We start from the raw sequence: 16,185 nt of genomic DNA on the forward strand, positions 1-16,185 counted from the left end.
GCTCCCCGGGGGGGGGGGGGGGGGGGGGGGGGGGGGGGGCGGGGGGGCCCCCCCCGCCCGCCCCCCCGGTTCGGGGGGGCGGGGGGGGGCCCGGGGGCGGGGCCCCCCCCCCCGCCCCCGCGGGTCCGCTATCCCCCGAAGCCGTACGGGCGGGTGATGATCTCCATCCCGTGCCCGGCGGGGTCCTTGAAGTACAGGCCGCGGCCACCGTGGTGGTGGTTGATCTCGCCGGGCTGCTTCAGGAAGGGGTCGGCGTAGTACGTGATCCCCCGGTCGCGGATCCGGGCGAAGGCCGCGTCGAACTCGTCGTCGGAGACGAGGAAGGCGTAGTGCTGCGGGACGATCGACTCGGCGGGGATGGAGGCGAAGTCCAGGGTGACGCCGTTCGCGGTGTCGACGGGGACGAACGGGCCCCAGGCGGTGCCCACTTCGAGTCCGAGGACGTGGGCGAGGAATGCGGCGGACGCGCGGTTGTCCAGCGCGTGGACGATGGTGTGGTTCAGCTCGACTGACATGTGTGGAGTGCTCCGTAGGGCATTCTCACGGGCACCTCCATGCCTCACCCGGTCGGTGACCGACACGCGATGCCGTCCCTCGACCCTAGGCGCCCGCCCCGGCGGCGTCGAGCGCTTTCGCCGCCCGCGCCGGCGCACCGCGCACCGCGCCGGACCGGACCGGCCCGGCGCGGCCCCCGTGCCATGTCACACGTCGCGCCGCATGAAGACGCGCGGCCACCTGTCCAGGCCGTGCTCCGCCTCGCGTGCCACGACCTCCCGCTGCCCGGGACCGAGCGCGGCACCGTCCACCGGCCGGAAGCCGCAGCGGGCGTAGTAGGGGGCGTTCCACGGCACGTCGGCGAAGGTCGTGAGGGTCAGGGCGGGCACGCCGTCCGCGGCCGCCCGCCGGGCCAGGTGGTCCAGCAGGGACCGTCCGATGCCGCGGCGGGCGCTGTCGGGGTGCACCGACACCTGCTCGACGTGCAGGTTGCCGTCGACGCGGTCGGCGATCAGGTACGCCACGGGCACGTCGGCGCCGTCGACGGCCACCCAGGCCAGTCCGGCCCGCTGGTACCGGGCGAGTTCACCGAGCGGCAGCGGCTCGTCGTCCGCGATCTCGGGCATGCCGACGTCGCGGAAGCACCGTCCCGCCGCCCTCTCGACGTCCTGGAGCAGGGGGAGTTCGCCGGCCCGGGCCTCTCGGATGCGCATGACCCCATTGTCCGGGGCCGGCGGGACGGCCGCGAAGGATTTCCGGCCTCCGCGACCGCCCGCCGCGACCGCCCGCCGGGACGTCAGGCGAGCGGCGCCTTGCTCCGCAGCACGGTGAGGAACTCGCGCATCCAGACCGGGTGGTCGGGCCAGGCGCGGGAGGAGACGAGGGTGCCGTCGACGACCGCCGCGCCGTCCTCGAACACGGCGCCCGCGGCGTTCATGTCGAGCTCCAGCGCGGGGTACGCGGTGACCCGCCGCCCGTCGAGGGCACCGCTCGCGGCGCTGATCAGCGGGCCGTGGCAGATCTGCGCCACGGGCTTGTCGGCGGCGGCGAACGCGGAGACGATCCGGCGGACCTCGGGGTCGTTGCGCAGGTACTCGGGCGCGCGGCCGCCGGGCAGCACGAGCGCGACGTACTGCGCCGGGTCGACCTCGGCGAAGGCCAGGTCGGCGGGCCAGGTGTAGCCGGGCTTCTCGGTGTAGGTGTCGAAGCCGTCCTCGAAGTCGTGCACGACGAAGCGGAGCTTCTTGCGCGAGGGCGCCGCGAGGTGGACCTCGTACCCCTCCTCCAGCAGCCGCTGGTACGGGTAGAGGACCTCCAGCGACTCCGCCGCGTCGCCGGTCACGATGAGGATCTTCGCTGCCATGGGCTGCTCCCGCTGCTGGGACGACGATGAACCGACCCCACGCTGCCCGCACCGGGGAGCTTTGCCAAGACCGCCTCGGGCCCGCCCGGCACGGCCCCCGGGGGGCGTGCCGGGCGGGGTCGGTCAGGACGCCGGGGCCAGCAGCTTCTTCATCCGAGCGATCTCGGCGGACTGGGTGGTGACGACGGCCTCGGCGAGCTCCTTCGCCCCAGGGTGCCTGCCCTGGGCCTTCTCCGTCTCGGCCATCTCGACCGCGCCCTCGTGGTGCTTGATCATCAGCTCCAGGAAGGCCTTGTCGAAGGCGGCCCCGGAGGACTTCTCCAGGTTCGCCATCTCCTCGGGGGTCATCATCCCGGCCATGCCGTGGCCGGCGTGCTCCGTCGCGGCGCCCTCCTCCGGCACGGGCTCGCCCCAGGCCCGCAGCCAGCCGGTCATGGTGGCGATCTCCGGGTCCTGTGCCTTCTTGATCTCGGCGGCGAGGGTCTTGACCTCCGGGGAGGCGGCGCGCGTCCCGGCGAGTTCCGCCATCACGACGGCCTGGCGGTGGTGCGGGATCATGCCGGCGGCGAAGACGGCGTCGGCGTCGTTGTGCTGCCCGGTCGCCGCCGGGGCCGAGGGGGAGGGGGTGGTGCTGCCATGGCCGGCGTGGCCGCCGGCGGTGGAGCCGTCGCTGCCGCAGGCGGCGAGGAGCAGGGCGGCCGCGGCGGTGGCGGCGGCCAGGGCGGTGCGGCGGACGGCGGAACGGTTGCTGGTCATGGTGGTACGGCTCCTGTGCGTCTGCGCGGGGCCCGGACCTGCCGGGCGGACCCGCGCACGGGTGATGGGCGTCGGAGCGGGCGCCGGCGACAGGCTCGGGGTGCCGGGCGCGCCGCGGGGACGCCTATATGCGCAGGAGTTGCAGTTCGCTGAGGGAGGGCGGGGCCCGGCCGCCGCGGTCGGCGCACGCCCCGTCGAGGACGCCGCCGCCGGGTCCGGCGCCGGTGGGCGCGAAGCGTACGGGCACGAGTGCCGGCAGCGCGGGCCCGTGACTGGTCCCGGCCGCCGCGCAGGTGGCGTCGGCGTGCGCGAGATGCCCCCCGCCGTGCCCGTGCCCGGTACGGGCGCACGCCTCGTTCCCGCGGTGCGCCCCGGACACGGACGGCCCCGTCGCGGCGGCGGCCCGACGACCGGCCGGGGCAGGCCCGGCACCCCCGCGCTCCCCGCACACCGCGACCGACCCGACGCACCCTCCGGCGACCCCAGCCGGCACCGGGGCAGCCACCGCAGGCCCCGCGACACCCGCGGCGGCGTGGGCCGCCGCCCCGGCATCCCCGGCACCACGCCCCCGAACACCCGGGGCGGCGTACGCGGCCGTGCCGGTCGACGTGGTGGCGTGCGCGTCGGCGTGACCGGCGAGGCGCGCCTGCTCTTCCGTGTGCGGGCGGCGGGAGACCTGGGCCGCGGCGCTGCCGGTTGCCCCACTCGTCCCGTCGGTCCCGTGGCCGCAGGTGGTCACCGCACCGGACGACCGGCCCGCGCCCCCGCCACCGGTGGCGGCGGGAGCCTGAGCGGCGGCCGCGGCGGTGGCGGGGTGGGCGTGTGCCCGGACCGGCACCTGGGGCAGGGCGTGCATGGCGCAGACCCCGGCGAGCACCGCCAGCACGAGCAGCACGACGCGGAGCCCCGCGGGGGTCCTGGTCGGGCGGCTCGGCGCGATGATCACGTCGGCCATCGTAGGTGGCCCCGCGAGCCCCGGCGCGACCGGCACCGCCGTACGTCACCTCACCCCGCCGCCGGCCGCTGAGGCGGGCCCGACCAAGCATGGCCCGGGCCGACTCCCCACGCGGTCCGGCGGCCGCCGGTGACCGTGACCAGGGCCGGCACCCCTACGTGCCCCAACAGCGTGCCCGGGCACGACGGGCGGACCCGTGTCCCCGTGCCGATACCCCGACGCTCCGGAAACCGCCGGAGCGATCGGCACGCAGCGAACCGTGACCCGTACCCACCGCTCACCCACCCCGACGGCGGGGTGCGGCGCGACGGGCGAACCGTGACCCGCAGCGGCCACTCCCGCGCCCCGGCAGCGGGGCGGGCGGAGCCGGGGCCTGGCCGGCCGCTGCCACCGGCGGCGCCGGCGTGGGGGCGCGCGGCGCAACGCGGCACGGGCGCCCGTGGCCCCTGCGGCCGACGGGCGGTTACGCGGGGCGTTCCATGCAGATCAGCCCGTCCCGCGCGTCCCAGGGGTCGGTGACGGTGAATCCGAGCCGTTCGTACAGGGTGATCGCGGCGGTCCGCCACTGCCAGACCGACAGCCGCACCGTGCGGACGCCGCTCTCCGCGGCGTGCCCGAGCGCCGCGCCGACCAGGGCGGACGCGACGCCCCGGCCCCGGAAGGCCGGGTCCGTCCAGAGCCTCTTGACCTCCGCGCGCCCCTCGGCGAAGGCGGTGACGACCACGCAGCCCACGGTGGCGTCCCCGGCCAGCGCGAGCAGCACGACGTCGGCGGCGAACGCGGCCCGCGGATCCGTGATCTCCGCCCGGTAGCGGTCCGGCAGCCCGTCCACCCCGGCGACCGCCTCGCCCTTCTCCGCCTGCGTCTGCACGTGGTAGGCCGCCAGCAGTTCCGCCGGGCCGTGCCGGCCGGAGAGGCCCTCGTCCGGCCAGCGGACGACCGAGACCTCGCGTTGATCCGTCATGGCGTGAGCATCGCACGGCACGGCAGCCCCGCCGCACGCGCTCAGCGGGCGCCGAGACGGGAGCGGCGGGGGTTGCTGACGCTCCGGCGGGGGGCCGGGAGGGCTTCGGTGCCGGAGAGGAGTTCCGGCGTACGCAGGCCCAGGCGGCGGCGGAGTTCGCCGAGCGCCGCGTGGAGCGGGGCCAGCACCGCCTCGGCGTCGGGGTGCGCGGAGCCCAGGGCGAGGGCGGTGGTCTCGACGGCCTCGATGGCGTCCTCGGCCGCTTCGCCGCCCCACGCGCCCCCGCCGACCGCGTCGTGCAGGTGGCACGCCGCCTCGGCCAGCACCCCGGCCCATTCCCCGGTCCCGGCACCGGTCCGTCTCGCCAGCACGTCCATACCGGGGTCAACGACCGACGCCCGCCCGGGGAACGGCCGGCGGGTCACCCCTCCTCGGTCCGGTCCCCCCGCTCCTGGCCGCGCAGGGCTCCCAGGTAGACGCCCAGCAGGATCAGCGGGGTGCCGAGGAGCAGGGACGCGCTGAGGGGCTCGTCGTCCAGCCAGGCGGAGGCCAGGATCGTGACGGGCGGGATGACGACGAACACGTACGCGGCCCGGGACGGGCCCCAGCGGTCGATCACCACCAGGTAGCAGACGAAGGTCAGCACGGAGCCCGCGACCACCATGTACGCGATGGCCCACCAGGTCGCGGCCCGCTCCGGCAGCACCCGGTTCTCGTCCGCGGCCAGCGAGCCGGCGAACAGCAGGAGGGCGCCCGCGGACATGCCGACGGCGTTCATGGTCACGGGATGCACCCTGGGCACCCGGTTGACGAGCACGGCCGCCTCGGCGAACGACAGCACGGCGCCGAAGACGGCGAGCAGGGAGAGCACCGGTACGGACGCCTGGAGCGGCGCCCGGGAGATGACCGCCACCCCGACGGCGGCCAGGACGGTGCCGACGCCCGCCGCCACCCGGAAGCGTTCCTGCCGCTGCACCACGGCGAGCAGCAGCGTCACGAGCGGCACCAGGGCGAGGATGGTCTGGCCCAGGCCGGCGTGGATGTGGACGAGGGCGTAGTAGGCGAGGGCGAAGGTGACCCCGAAGTTCAGCGCGCCGAAGAGCGCCGCCCCCGCGAGGGCCCGGCCGCGCGGGAAGCCCAGCCGCATCACCGCCATCGCGGCGAGGAGGACCAGGGCGGCGGCACCGAAACGGAGCGCCGCGCCCCAGAGGGGTTCGAGCTCACGATTGCTGAAGCGCACGCCGACCGCGTTCCCGCCGCCGAGCAGGCAGCACCCGGCGAACGCGGCGAGCGCCACCCGGTCTCCGCCACGCAGCACCCGGTCACGGTAGACGGCTGAGGCACACGGTCACATGTGACACTCCGGGGTGACGTGTGACCGTGCACCGCACGGCCCCGGCGTCCGCCCCCCGCTATCCGCGGCGGCCGGACGTGAGCGCGAGGACGAAGAACGCGGAGGAGGCCAGGGAGGCCAGGGTGCGGACGTGGTTGCCCGCGGTCCAGACGCCCAGGTAGTCCCGCCAGGCCGCCGCCGAGGCGGGGGCGTCGGGATCGAGTCCGGCCAGGGCGTCGTTGCGGGGGATGTGGAAGGCGACGGTCCAGACGAACGAGCCGATCAGGTAGACGAGCGCGCCCGCGAGGAGCCAGCCGGAACCGGCGTCCTTCCAGTGCGTGACGGCGTGGATCCCGGAGGCCACCGAGAGCCCGGCGGCGCCCATGAAGGCGCCGAGGAACCAGGGGTTGATGACCGCGACGTTGACCGACTGCATGGCGGCGATCCCCTGGTTCGGCGGCAGGGCGCCGAGCGCGCGCATCACGCCGGTGGAGAAGGCGTAGAAGACTCCGGAGACGACGCCCGCCGCCAGGGCCGAGGCGAGTACCAGCGAGAACGAGAACCTGTTGTCCATGGGGTCCATGACATCGGCCGGGGCCCGCGGAAGAAATGGTTCAGACACTCGGATGCGTACGCGAGGCACTCGCCCGCCGCGAGACCCGGTCAGGCCCGGGTGTACGACAGGCCGACCACGCCGTTGCCGAAGGTCCGGCTGTCCACCAGCCGCAGCGCGGTCAGCACGTCCGTGTCGGGGAAGGGCGACCGGCCGCGGCCGATCAGCACGGGGTGGACGTAGATGTCGTACGCGTCGATCAGCCCGAGCCGGGAGAACGTGACGGCCACGTCCGCCCCGCCGAGGACCAGGTCGCCGTCCGCGCGGGCCTTGAGCTCCTCGACCTCGGCGGGCACGACCTCCCGCTTCACCGTGGTGTTCCAGTCGGCCCGCTCCAGCGTCCGCGAGTACACCGTCTTGGGCATGTCCCGCCAGATGCCGGCGAATTCCGCGACCGGGGCGGGGGCGTCCGGGTCGGCGTCGGCGTCCGGCCAGAAGCCGGCCATCAGCTCGTGGGTGACGCGTCCGCTGAGGAATCCGCCCATGGCGCGCAGCCGTTGGTTGAAGTGGCCGTGCAGCTCGTCGTCGACGCGGTGCCAGTCGATCTCGCGGTTCGGGCCCTCGAAGTAGCCGTCGAGCGATACCGACATCATCATGATGATCTTCCGCATGGGGACCTCCCGGGAATCCCCCCGCCGCTGCCGTGGCCGCACACGATACCCGTGGGACCCGGGTGAGAATGGGACCGTCCGGGCGAGGAAGGCGGGGTCGGATGCCGAGGAAGGACCTGCGGCCGCACCAGCGGGAGGCCGTCGACGCGGTGCTGCGGGCGCTGGAGCCCGGGCCCGGCGGCCGGCTGCCCGCACGCGGGCTGCGCACGCAGGTGGTGATGGCCACCGGTTCCGGCAAGACCCTGGTGGCCGCGCGCGCCGCGGAGGAGCTCCGGGCGCGGCGGACGCTGGTCCTCGTCCCCTCGCTGGACCTGCTGACGCAGACGGCCGCGGCGTGGCGCGAGGCCGGGCGGCGCGGTCCGGTGCTCGGCGTGTCGTCGCTGCGTGAGCGGGAGGCGGGGTTCCGGAACACCACGTCCGCCGAGGAGCTGGCCGCCTGGGCGGTGCGGCAGGACAAGGCCACCGTGTTCGCCACGTACGCCTCGCTCGGGCTGGGCACGATCGAGCGCGCCCACCGGGCCGGACTGCCCGCGTGGGACCTGGTCGTGGTGGACGAGGCGCACCGTACGTCGGGGCGCATCGGCAAGGCCTGGGCCGTGGTGCACGACAACGCGCGGGTCCCGGCCGCCCGTCGGCTGTACATGACGGCGACCCCGCGGCTGTGGCAGGCCGGGGAGGACGAGGGCGGCGGGGAGGAGGGCCCCGCGGTGGAGGGCCGCGGGGAGGAGGGCCCCGCGGTGGAGAGCCGCGGGGAGGTGAGCGGCGCGGAAGGGGCGCCGCGCCGGGGCGAGTTGGTCGCGTCGATGGCCGACGACCCCGAGGGGCCGTTCGGCGCGGTGTGCCACCGGCTGTCGCTCTCGGAGGCGATCGACCGCGGGATCGTGGCCCCGTACCAGGTGGTGTGCGTGGACGTCACGGATCCGGCGTTCCAGGCCGCGCTGCTGCTGGGGGCGGACGCGCGGTCGGACGCGGTGCGCGGGGCGCGGCTCGCCGCGCTGCAGACGGCGGCGGTGAAGGCCGCCGCGGAGGAGGGGCTGAGCCGGACCCTGGTCTTCCACCACCTGACCAAGGAGGCGGAGGCGTTCGCGGCCGGGCTGCCGCGGGTCGCGGCACGGCTGCGCGCGGCGGGCGGCGGCGAGGAGGCGCCCGGCGGGCGGAGGCGGCGCGGCGGAGGGGCCGGGCGCGGTCGCCCGGCGGCCGACGCGACGCCGTACCCGCGGGAGGTGTGGGCGGACTGGCTGTGCGGCGAGCACAAGCCGCTGCACCGGCAGCGGGTGCTGCGCGAGTTCTCGGCTGCGGGGAACGCCTTCCTGAGCTCCGTGCGGGTCCTCGGCGAGGGGGTGGACACGCGGGCGTGCGACTCGGTGTTCTGGGCGGACCTGCGTGGTTCGATGCCGGATCTGGTCCAGGCGGTGGGCCGCGCGCTGCGGATCCGGCCGGGCGAGGGCAAGGTCGCCTCGCTGGTCGTGCCGGTGCTGCTGGGTCCCGGCGAGACCCCGGACACGATGCTGACCTCCAAGGCGTACGGGGACCTCGCGCGGCTGCTGGAGGCGCTGCGGGCCCACGACGCGCGGGTGGTGGAGGGCCTGGCGCAGCCACAGGCGCCGGGGGCGTACCAGCCGACCGGGCGCGGGGCGGGCGAGGGCGGCCGCGGCGGGGTGAGCGGTCCGGCGCGGGAGCTGCTGAAGTTCTCGACCCCGCGGGATCCGGCGGCGCTGGCCGCGTTCATCAGCCTGCGCGTGCTGAGCCCGGAGCGTTCGCACTGGACGCGCGGGATGGAGGCGGCCGCGTGGTACGCGCGGCTGGCGGGCGACCTGCGGGTGCCGTTCGGCTTCCGGGTGCCGGGACGGGTTCCGGAGCGGGGGGTCCGGGAGCGGGCGGGGGCGACGGGCGCGCCCGGAGCCGCGGGAGCGGCCCCGGAGGCGGGTGGCGCGGAGGGCGGCGGTACGGCCGGGGAGGAGGCCGGGCCGACGGCGACGACCGGTGCGGGCGGAGCGGCCGGGACGGGCGCGGCGGCGATGGCGCCCGGTGCGGCTCCGCCGTCCGGAGGCACCGCGGCGGCCTCGGTGTACGACGCTTCGGCGTGGCCCGCCCCGTTGGCCGGTTTCCCGCTGGGCCAGTGGATCGCCGACGCCCGGCGGGCCCGTAAGAAGGGGGCGCTGTCGGCGGAGCGGGCCGCCCGGCTCGACGCGCTGGGCATGGTGTGGTCGCACTTCGACGTGGCCTTCGAGGAGGGGCTGTCGGCGGCCCGGGGATGGGCGGCCGAGCACGGGCACCTGCTCGCCCCGGCCGACGCCACCTGGCGGGGGCACCCCCTCGGCGTGTGGCTGAAGAACAACCGGGCGGCGGCGCGCCGGGCGCCCGGCTCCCCCGGGGCGCTGCCGGAGGAGCGCGTCGAGGCGCTGGAGGAGATCGACCCGGCCTGGTGCCCCGCGTGGTCGGTGGCGTGGCAGCGGTGCTTCCGGCTGGCCCGGCTGCACGTGGAGGCGGGCGGCGAACTCCCGGCGGGGCCGGGCGCGCTGGTGGTCCAGGGCGAGGACCTGGGTGCCTGGCTGCGGTCGCAGCGGCTGGCCTGGGAGCGGCTGTCGATGGCGCAGCGCTGGATGCTGGAGCACGTGCTGGGCGCCGGGCCCCTGCGGCCCGGGGAGCGGCCCCGCGAGCGGACGCCGCAGGCCCTGAAGTGGGCCGCGAACCTCGCTGCCGCCCGGCAGTTCCACCACCGTGAGCGGCACCTGAACGTGCCGCGGGGCCATGTGGAGACCGTCGCGGGGGTCCCGTACCGGCTGGGCGCCTGGGTGGCGAACGCGCGGAGCCGTGCGGCGCGGCTGTCGCCGGAGCGGGTGGCCCAGCTGGAGTCGCTCGGCATGCGGTGGGCCGGCGAGCCGGCCGGAACACCGGTGCGCGGCGGCTGACGCACCGAACGGGCGGCCTGGGGCGCGGTGTCCGTGGGCCCGGGCTCGGGGTGGGGACCGACTCAGGACGCCATGCGCATCCGGAGGGGGACGTCGTCCGCCAGGCGGAAGGCGCCGTCCTCGCGGTGCACGTAGCCCTCGTGGGTGAGGGTGCGCAGCAGGTGGTAGGTGGTCGGGAGGGGGATGCCGGTCATCCGGGACAGGCGTTTGGCGGTGGCCGGCCCCTCGGCGTGCATGGCTTCGACGAGGCGCAGGGCGCGCTGGACGGAACCGATGAGGGTGGTGCCGTCCTTCGGGGTGTGGGCGGTGTCCATGTGTGCTCCCCCAGATCGTGTGCGAGGCGGACCCGGCGTCCTCCGGGCACCACATGTGTCTGTGTGCGGTCCAGGCGGGTCATAGGGCGGCCGACACGCCGTGAAGAGGACCCTACGATCATCGGGCACCCGATTCCCCGGAAGCCCAGCCGTCTTGGCGGGGATCATGCCGCGTCAGAACCGTCCGAAACCCGAACCCCGTCGCCCAAAGTGACGGTCTGATACACGACCGATACACACCGTGTCCATTCATGGCCATGGCTTCACGCTGTGCTGATCACAACCGGACAGGCACCCCGCACGGAATCGGACAAGCGTTCCCCACGTTCTCGACACGCTCACACGCGCCTCAGTCCACGGTGAGCAGCCGGGCCACCATCGCGTCGATCAGCTGCTCCGAGGGGAACTCGGCGAGGATGTCGGGGGCGGTGAGGTCGTCCACGATCAGGCCGAGCATGCCGAGGTAGAGCAGGACGACGCCGATCCGGTCGCCGGGGAGTCCGGCGTCCAGGTGGAAGCCGATGTTGCCCTGGAGCTCGTCGCCGAGGAACCGGATGAGCTCGGTCCGCAGCTCGGGGCGGCGGGTGGCCTCCAGGCGCAGCTCCAGCATGGCGATGTGCACGCTCCGCTCGCGCCGCATGCGGGCGAGGAGCTGGCGCAGCAGCACCCCGCTGTCCAGCGGGCCCCGGAGGTCGGCCTCGTCGGGGACGAGCCGCTCGCGCGTGCGCACCAGCACCTGGCCCAGCAGCTGGGCACGGTTGGCGAAGTAGTTGGACGCGGTGCCCACCGGTACGCCCGCCTCGGCGTCCACGGCGCGCAGGGTCAGGCCGCGCGAGCCCTCGCGGGCGAGGACCTCGATGGCTCCGTCGAGCAGCGCGGCGCGGCGGGCCGGGTTCTGGCGCATGGTTCCTCACGGCGGGGTCGGGAGCACGGGACCGGTACCGGGCCGGGCGGCCCGTAGCACTGCATGTGCAGTGATCCGGCGCCACGGTAACCCATGCCGGCCCGGGGCGCCGCCCCGCCCCTCCCGCTCCCCCGCCGGGCGTGACACGCTGCCCGGATGGAAAGGATCATCGAGGAGATACGCGGTGAACTCGCGGGCCGGGTGGCCAGGACGGCCGACGAGCTCGCCGCGCGACTGCTCGCCGAGGACCCCGCGTACGCCGCGCTGCTGGGCCACGCGGAGCTGTGCGAGCGGATCCACCGGAACCTCCGTCAGGCCCTGGAGGGCATGGAGCTGGTGGCCCGCGGGCTGCCGCCGGTGGTGTCCGACGCGGCGGCCACCGGCACCCTCCGGGCCCGGCAGGGGCTGCCGCTCGCCTCGTTGCTGAACAGTTACCGGCGGGGCGGCCGGATGCTGTGGGGTGCCCTCACCGAGACGGTGGCCGAGCACGACCCGGCGGCGCTGCCGCGGCTGCTGCCGGCCGCGGCGATCCTGTGGGACGTGCTGGAGCGGATGACGGACGCGGTCACCGCCTCGTACCGGCTGATCGAGGCCGACCGTGCGGCGCGGGACCAGGAGCGCCGCCACGCGCTGCTGGACGCGCTGCTCGACGGCACGGGCACCGCCACCGGGCTGGTCTCCGAGGCCGCCGCGGGGCTGGGGCTGCCGGAGCGGGGGCGGTTCGCGGTGGTGGTGCTGGCCACGGCGGGTACGGGCCCCGGGCGGGCGGTGCCGGAGGCGGGGGCGGCCGGGCCGCGGGTGCTGTGGCGGCTGCGGGCGGACCGGGAGGTCGGGCTGGTCGAGCTGGGTGCGTACGGGCTGGGAGCGGTACGCGAGTTGCTGGGGCCGGCCGGGGTGCGGGCCGGGGTGAGCCCCGTGGTCGGCTCGGCCGGGGAACTCGCGCGGGCGCGCTGGCTGGCCGAGCTGGCGCTGCGCACCACCGCGGGGGCGGGCGCGCCGGAGACGGTGCTGCTCGACGAGCGGCTGCCCGCCGCGCTGGTGGCCGCGCAGGGCGAACTCGCTGACCGGCTGCGGACGGTGGTGCTGGGGCCGGTGCTGGCGCTGGGGCCGGAGGACGGGCGGGTGCTGCTGTCGACGCTGGGCGCGTGGCTGGCCTCGGGGGGTTCGGCGGCGGAGGCGGCGCGGCGGCTGTTCTGCCACCGCAACACGGTCTCCAACCGGCTGCGCAGGCTGGAGACCCTGACGGGCCGTTCGCTGGCCGATCCCGCACAGGTGGTCGAACTGGCCCTGGCCCACGCGGCGGTGACCCTGCGCAGGACCGGCGGCGACCCGGAGGCGGGAGGGGACGGGAGCGGAAGCGGGATGCGCGCCGGGGGCGGAAGCGGGATGCGGGCGGGGGCGTGAGCGGCACCGGTGTCCGGGGAGGGGACCGGGCCTGACGCCCGGCCCCCTGTCACATGTCACACGTCACCCACCCGTGTCACCCGTCACATGGCACCCGCTCCGGCCTCCTCCGGGCGGGCGGTGAGCGCCGCGGAAGGGTCCAGGCACCAGTCCAGCACCGCCGGCCAGGGCCCGTACCCCTCCGTCATGCTGATGTGGCCCGCCCCGGGCAGCACGTCGACGGGGATGCCGAGCGGTTCCGCGTACTCGGCCACCGCGCCCTCCGGGCAGTACGGGTCCACGTCGCCGCAGACCAGCCGGGTGGACCGGGCCGCCGCGGCCGGCAGCCCCGGACCCAGCTCCGGCGGGGCGAAGCCCGCGATCTCGGGGTGCCCGGCCAGCACCGAGGCGGACGGCGGGGCCACCAGCAGCACCCGGTCCACCGGCCGGGAGACCGCGCCCCGCGCCGCCGCGTGCAGCCACAGCAGCACGCCCAGGCTGTGGCAGACCACGGTCCGCTCGGCGCCGTCGAGGGCGCCCAGTTCGCGTTCCAGGGTGGCCAGCCAGGCGTCCAGCCGCGGTGCGTCGGGGTCGGGCAGCTGGGGGTGGCGGACCTGGTGGCCGCGGGCGGTCAGCCCGTCCGCCAGCACGCGCTGCCAGTGCCCCTCGGGCCGGCGGTTCTGCCAGCCGTGCAGCAGGAGATGGGAACGGCCGCCCTCGGGGGCGCCGTCTCCGGTGTGGGCCGGGTCCGTCATCCTCATCCTCATCCTCATCCTCGTCGTCGCTGGAGGATCCGCGCCGTCGGGGATCTGCCGTCGCCGGTGATTGTCGCCTCCGCACCGCCCAGCACGCCAGTGGCCTTCAGCCGCAGGGCCAGCGCGCAGGACGCCCCCGTCAGGACCAGCACCAGCCACGGCAGGGCGGCCAGGCCCGCCGCGCGGGCCGCGTCGAGCGCGACCCCGGTGAGCAGGTTGCCCGCGGTGATCCCGATGCCGCAGATGGTGTTGTACAGACCGTAGTGCGTGGCCACCAGCCGCTCGCGGGAGAGCCGCACGACGGCGTCCATCTCGAAGGGGAACGCGATCATCTGACCGGCCGCCAGCAGCAGCGCCGAGAGCGTCGGGGGCACCGCGGCCAGCACCCACCGCCAGGGGCCCGGCTCCGGCACGGGCACGGCGGAGGCCGCGAGCATCGGCAGGAACGCCCCGCTCATCACCAGCACGCCGCGCACCACGGCCCGGGCCGGGTCGAGGTGCGCCTTGCACCAGGCGGTGACCCTCCGCTGGCACAGGACGGTCGCGAGGCCGGACACGGCGAACAGCAGGCTGACGGCGACCGTGCCGGCGGGCCCGTCGCCGCCCACCCGGCGGGCCTCCAGGGGCAGCGCCAGGTAGACCTGGAAGGTCATGACGTACGAGCCGGTCATCACGGCGGCGAAGAGCAGGAACTTCCGGTTGGCCAGGATCGCCCGCCACTCGGTCAGCGTCCCGCGGCGCGGTTCCCGGCCCGGCCCGTCGCCGTACCGGGGCGGCAGGGCCCGCAGTTGCACCAGGCTGAGCAGGGCGAAGACGGCGGCCGCGGTCAGGCAGGTGAGCCGGAAGCTGACCGCGGTGAGGGCGAGGCCGAGGAGCGGGCCGAGCAGGATCCCCGCCTGGTAGAAGACGCTGAACAGGGCGAAGGCCTCCACCCGGCGCTCCTCCCCCGCCTCCAGGGCGAGGTACGCGCGCACCGCGGGGGCGAAGAGCGCGCCGGCGAAGCCGGTGAGGGCGGTGGCGACGATGAGCGCCGGCACCGAGTCGACCAGGCCGAGCATCCCGAAGCCGGCGGTGCGCAGCAGGCAGCCGGCGACGATGAGGGGCTTGTAGCCGAAGCGGTCGGCGAGGGCGCCGCCGACGACGTACATGCCCTGCTGGGTGAAGTTGCGGAAGCCGAGGACGAGTCCGACGACCCAGCCGGCGAGGCCGAGGCCGGTGGACAGGTGCTGGGCCAGGTAGGGCATGAGCATGTAGAAGCCGAGGTTGATGCTCAGCTGGTTGACGAGGAGCAGGCGGACGCTGGGCGGGTAGGCGCGGACCTGGGCGAGTGTCCTGTTCACCGGGCGGCTCCCGTTGCCGTGGCCGTGTCCGGAGTGAGCGTTTCGGGGGTGGTGGCCGTTGGGGGGGTGAGGGGGTCGACGACGCGGGTGCACCGGGTCCAGCGGGTGACCTCGCGTTCGTCGGGCCGGGCGAGTTCGTCGGGGTGGTCGGCGGGGGTGGTGCCGAGCAGTCCGTGGGCGGCGCAGTACGTGTCGTCGTACACGGTGTCGAGGTAGCGCTGCGGCCCGTCGGGGAAGACGGCCGCGATGCGGGCGGTACGGGGCAGGGTGCGGGCGAGCCAGCCGGCGACCAGCGCCACGGCGCCGACGCTCCAGCCGCCGGTGGCGTAGTGGGAGGAGGCCAGCCGGCGGCAGGCCCAGACGGCTTCCGGCGGGGCGACCCAGTGGACCTCGTCGAAGTGCCCGTACGCCACGTTGCGCGGGTGGATGCTGGAGCCGAGGCCGCGCATCAGGCGGGGGCGGGCGGGCTGGCCGAAGATGGTGGAGCCGATGGTGTCGACGCCGACCAGCCGGAGGGCCGGCTGGAGTTGGCGGAGTACGCGGGAGATGCCGGCGGAGTGGCCGCCGGTGCCGACGCTGCACACCAGGACGTCGATGTGGCCGAGCTGGGCCACGAGTTCGAGGGCGAGAGGGGCGTAGGCGGCGGCGTTGTCGGGGTTGCCGTACTGGTCGGGGCACCAGGAGCCGGGGGTGGCCGCGAGGAGTTCGGCGACCCGGTCGCGGCGGGACTGCTGCCAGCCGCCGACGGGATGGGGTTCGGCGACGGTGTCGACGGTGGCGCCGTGCGCGGTGAGCAGGCGGACCATGGCGGGTTCGAGGCCGGGGTCGGTGACGAGGGTGACGGGGTGGCCGTGGACCAGTCCGGCGAGCGCCAGGCCGAGGCCGAGGGTGCCGCTGGTGGACTCGACGACGGTGCGGCCGGGGCGCAGGTCGCCGCGGGCGCGGGCGCGTTCGACCATGTGGAGGGCGGGGCGGTCCTTGATGCCGCCGGGGTTGAAGCCTTCGAGTTTGGCCCAGAAGCCGCGGTCGGCGGGGCTGAAGGGCCGGGAGACGCGGAGGACGGGCGTGTTGCCGACGAGCCCCGCGAGGCCGGTCGCGGGGGTGTGGCCGTGGCTGTGGCCGTTGAGGTGGGTCGGGGTCAGAGAGTGCATCGTGTTCGCTCTCGGCTCGGTGTGCGGGTACGCGTGCGCTGTGCTCTGAGGGAGGGGCCGGGTAGGGGTGCGGGCCGGTGGGTGCGGTGCCGGCGAGCCGGGCCGCGCGGGGCGGCACGGGGTCCGCGGTGCCGCGTGCGCCCCGGACAGGCGGCGGTACGACGTGCGCCCCGGTCCGCGGCGGTACGGCGTACTGCCGCGCGCCCGTGCCGGATCCGGCGTACTGCCGCGTCCGCGACGGGTCCCGTCCCGGGCACCGCCAGGCTGGCGGCCTGCCGGATCGGCGGGCTGCCGGATCGGCGGGCCGTCGGACCGTCGGACCGTCGGACCGCTGGG

17 protein-coding genes are annotated in these 16,185 nt (G+C 76.1%); 2 read left to right on the plus strand and 15 right to left on the minus strand.

What is annotated here, in order from left to right; all coding sequences use genetic code 11:
* Window positions 1-128: 128 nt before the first annotated feature.
* The 10 genes from ACIQUR_RS27075 to ACIQUR_RS27120 form a co-directional block, all read right to left on the minus strand.
* Window positions 129-515, minus strand: a complete 387-nt coding sequence (locus ACIQUR_RS27075) for a VOC family protein (protein ID WP_403669308.1) — start codon at window positions 513-515, stop codon at window positions 129-131.
* A gap of 186 nt (window positions 516-701) precedes the next feature.
* Window positions 702-1,208, minus strand: a complete 507-nt coding sequence (locus ACIQUR_RS27080) for a GNAT family N-acetyltransferase (protein ID WP_403669311.1) — start codon at window positions 1,206-1,208, stop codon at window positions 702-704.
* Between the two features lie 83 nt (window positions 1,209-1,291).
* The gene (locus tag ACIQUR_RS27085; RefSeq protein ID WP_403669314.1) at window positions 1,292-1,858 is read right to left on the minus strand and encodes a DJ-1/PfpI family protein; all 567 of its coding nucleotides are present in this window, start codon (window positions 1,856-1,858) and stop codon (window positions 1,292-1,294) included.
* 123 nt (window positions 1,859-1,981) lie between these two features.
* Entirely contained in the window at window positions 1,982-2,614 is a 633-nt protein-coding gene (locus ACIQUR_RS27090; protein WP_403669317.1) for a DUF305 domain-containing protein, read from the minus strand.
* Window positions 2,615-2,738: 124 nt separating this feature from the next.
* Window positions 2,739-3,560, minus strand: coding sequence for a DUF6153 family protein (locus ACIQUR_RS27095; protein WP_403669320.1), 822 nt, complete (start codon window positions 3,558-3,560; stop codon window positions 2,739-2,741).
* A 472-nt stretch (window positions 3,561-4,032) separates the two neighbouring features.
* Complete coding sequence (locus ACIQUR_RS27100; RefSeq protein WP_403669323.1) at window positions 4,033-4,533, minus strand: GNAT family N-acetyltransferase; 501 nt, start codon at window positions 4,531-4,533, stop codon at window positions 4,033-4,035.
* Window positions 4,534-4,574: 41 nt separating this feature from the next.
* Window positions 4,575-4,904 (minus strand): hypothetical protein, encoded by a 330-nt coding sequence (locus ACIQUR_RS27105; RefSeq protein ID WP_403669326.1) that lies wholly within the window; start codon window positions 4,902-4,904, stop codon window positions 4,575-4,577.
* Between the two features lie 50 nt (window positions 4,905-4,954).
* Entirely contained in the window at window positions 4,955-5,851 is an 897-nt protein-coding gene (locus ACIQUR_RS27110; protein ID WP_403669328.1) for a DMT family transporter, read from the minus strand.
* Window positions 5,852-5,945: 94 nt separating this feature from the next.
* The gene (locus ACIQUR_RS27115) at window positions 5,946-6,440 is read right to left on the minus strand and encodes a DUF1772 domain-containing protein (RefSeq protein ID WP_403669331.1); all 495 of its coding nucleotides are present in this window, start codon (window positions 6,438-6,440) and stop codon (window positions 5,946-5,948) included.
* Window positions 6,441-6,529: 89 nt separating this feature from the next.
* A complete protein-coding gene (locus ACIQUR_RS27120; RefSeq protein WP_403669333.1) occupies window positions 6,530-7,090 on the minus strand; it encodes a dihydrofolate reductase family protein in 561 nt (186 codons plus the stop codon).
* Between the two features lie 101 nt (window positions 7,091-7,191).
* On the opposite strand from ACIQUR_RS27120, the gene ACIQUR_RS27125 reads away from it, so the two are divergent.
* Window positions 7,192-10,002, plus strand: coding sequence for a Helicase associated domain protein (locus ACIQUR_RS27125; RefSeq protein WP_403669336.1), 2,811 nt, complete (start codon window positions 7,192-7,194; stop codon window positions 10,000-10,002).
* A 62-nt stretch (window positions 10,003-10,064) separates the two neighbouring features.
* Here ACIQUR_RS27125 and ACIQUR_RS27130 read toward each other — a convergent pair whose 3' ends face one another.
* Both ACIQUR_RS27130 and ACIQUR_RS27135 read right to left on the minus strand, forming a co-directional pair.
* On the minus strand, window positions 10,065-10,316 hold the full coding sequence (locus tag ACIQUR_RS27130; RefSeq protein ID WP_403669339.1) for a helix-turn-helix domain-containing protein: 252 nt from the start codon (window positions 10,314-10,316) through the stop codon (window positions 10,065-10,067).
* A gap of 349 nt (window positions 10,317-10,665) precedes the next feature.
* The gene (locus ACIQUR_RS27135) at window positions 10,666-11,220 is read right to left on the minus strand and encodes a TetR/AcrR family transcriptional regulator (protein WP_403669342.1); all 555 of its coding nucleotides are present in this window, start codon (window positions 11,218-11,220) and stop codon (window positions 10,666-10,668) included.
* A gap of 156 nt (window positions 11,221-11,376) precedes the next feature.
* On the opposite strand from ACIQUR_RS27135, the gene ACIQUR_RS27140 reads away from it, so the two are divergent.
* The gene (locus tag ACIQUR_RS27140; RefSeq protein WP_403669344.1) at window positions 11,377-12,624 is read left to right on the plus strand and encodes a PucR family transcriptional regulator; all 1,248 of its coding nucleotides are present in this window, start codon (window positions 11,377-11,379) and stop codon (window positions 12,622-12,624) included.
* Between the two features lie 83 nt (window positions 12,625-12,707).
* Here the strand turns inward: ACIQUR_RS27140 and ACIQUR_RS27145 are convergent, their stop codons facing one another.
* From ACIQUR_RS27145 to ACIQUR_RS27155, 3 genes are read right to left on the minus strand one after another with little or no spacing between them, the layout of a single operon-like run.
* The gene (locus ACIQUR_RS27145) at window positions 12,708-13,364 is read right to left on the minus strand and encodes an RBBP9/YdeN family alpha/beta hydrolase (RefSeq protein WP_403669347.1); all 657 of its coding nucleotides are present in this window, start codon (window positions 13,362-13,364) and stop codon (window positions 12,708-12,710) included.
* A gap of 8 nt (window positions 13,365-13,372) precedes the next feature.
* A complete protein-coding gene (locus ACIQUR_RS27150; protein ID WP_403669350.1) occupies window positions 13,373-14,698 on the minus strand; it encodes an MFS transporter in 1,326 nt (441 codons plus the stop codon).
* A complete protein-coding gene (locus ACIQUR_RS27155; RefSeq protein WP_403669353.1) occupies window positions 14,695-15,849 on the minus strand; it encodes a PLP-dependent cysteine synthase family protein in 1,155 nt (384 codons plus the stop codon). The genes ACIQUR_RS27150 and ACIQUR_RS27155 overlap by 4 nt, the downstream gene beginning before the upstream one ends.
* Window positions 15,850-16,185 lie beyond the last annotated feature (336 nt).

The sequence above is a fragment of the Streptomyces sp. NPDC101132 genome, assembly GCF_044759225.1.
Lineage (GTDB): Bacteria > Actinomycetota > Actinomycetes > Streptomycetales > Streptomycetaceae > Streptomyces.

Excerpts from the sequence above, each read along its gene's own strand:
- ACIQUR_RS27075 (WP_403669308.1), bottom strand. The coding sequence starts at position 515 with ATGTCAGTCGAGCTGAACCACACCATCGTCCACGCGCTGGACAACCGC.
- ACIQUR_RS27080 (WP_403669311.1), bottom strand. The coding sequence starts at position 1,208 with ATGCGCATCCGAGAGGCCCGGGCCGGCGAACTCCCCCTGCTCCAGGAC.
- ACIQUR_RS27085 (WP_403669314.1), bottom strand. The coding sequence starts at position 1,858 with ATGGCAGCGAAGATCCTCATCGTGACCGGCGACGCGGCGGAGTCGCTG.
- ACIQUR_RS27090 (WP_403669317.1), bottom strand. The coding sequence starts at position 2,614 with ATGACCAGCAACCGTTCCGCCGTCCGCCGCACCGCCCTGGCCGCCGCC.
- ACIQUR_RS27100 (WP_403669323.1), bottom strand. The coding sequence starts at position 4,533 with ATGACGGATCAACGCGAGGTCTCGGTCGTCCGCTGGCCGGACGAGGGC.
- ACIQUR_RS27115 (WP_403669331.1), bottom strand. The coding sequence starts at position 6,440 with ATGGACAACAGGTTCTCGTTCTCGCTGGTACTCGCCTCGGCCCTGGCG.
- ACIQUR_RS27120 (WP_403669333.1), bottom strand. The coding sequence starts at position 7,090 with ATGCGGAAGATCATCATGATGATGTCGGTATCGCTCGACGGCTACTTC.
- ACIQUR_RS27125 (WP_403669336.1), top strand. The coding sequence starts at position 7,192 with ATGCCGAGGAAGGACCTGCGGCCGCACCAGCGGGAGGCCGTCGACGCG.
- ACIQUR_RS27130 (WP_403669339.1), bottom strand. The coding sequence starts at position 10,316 with ATGGACACCGCCCACACCCCGAAGGACGGCACCACCCTCATCGGTTCC.
- ACIQUR_RS27135 (WP_403669342.1), bottom strand. The coding sequence starts at position 11,220 with ATGCGCCAGAACCCGGCCCGCCGCGCCGCGCTGCTCGACGGAGCCATC.
- ACIQUR_RS27140 (WP_403669344.1), top strand. The coding sequence starts at position 11,377 with ATGGAAAGGATCATCGAGGAGATACGCGGTGAACTCGCGGGCCGGGTG.
- ACIQUR_RS27145 (WP_403669347.1), bottom strand. The coding sequence starts at position 13,364 with ATGAGGATGACGGACCCGGCCCACACCGGAGACGGCGCCCCCGAGGGC.
- ACIQUR_RS27155 (WP_403669353.1), bottom strand. The coding sequence starts at position 15,849 with ATGCACTCTCTGACCCCGACCCACCTCAACGGCCACAGCCACGGCCAC.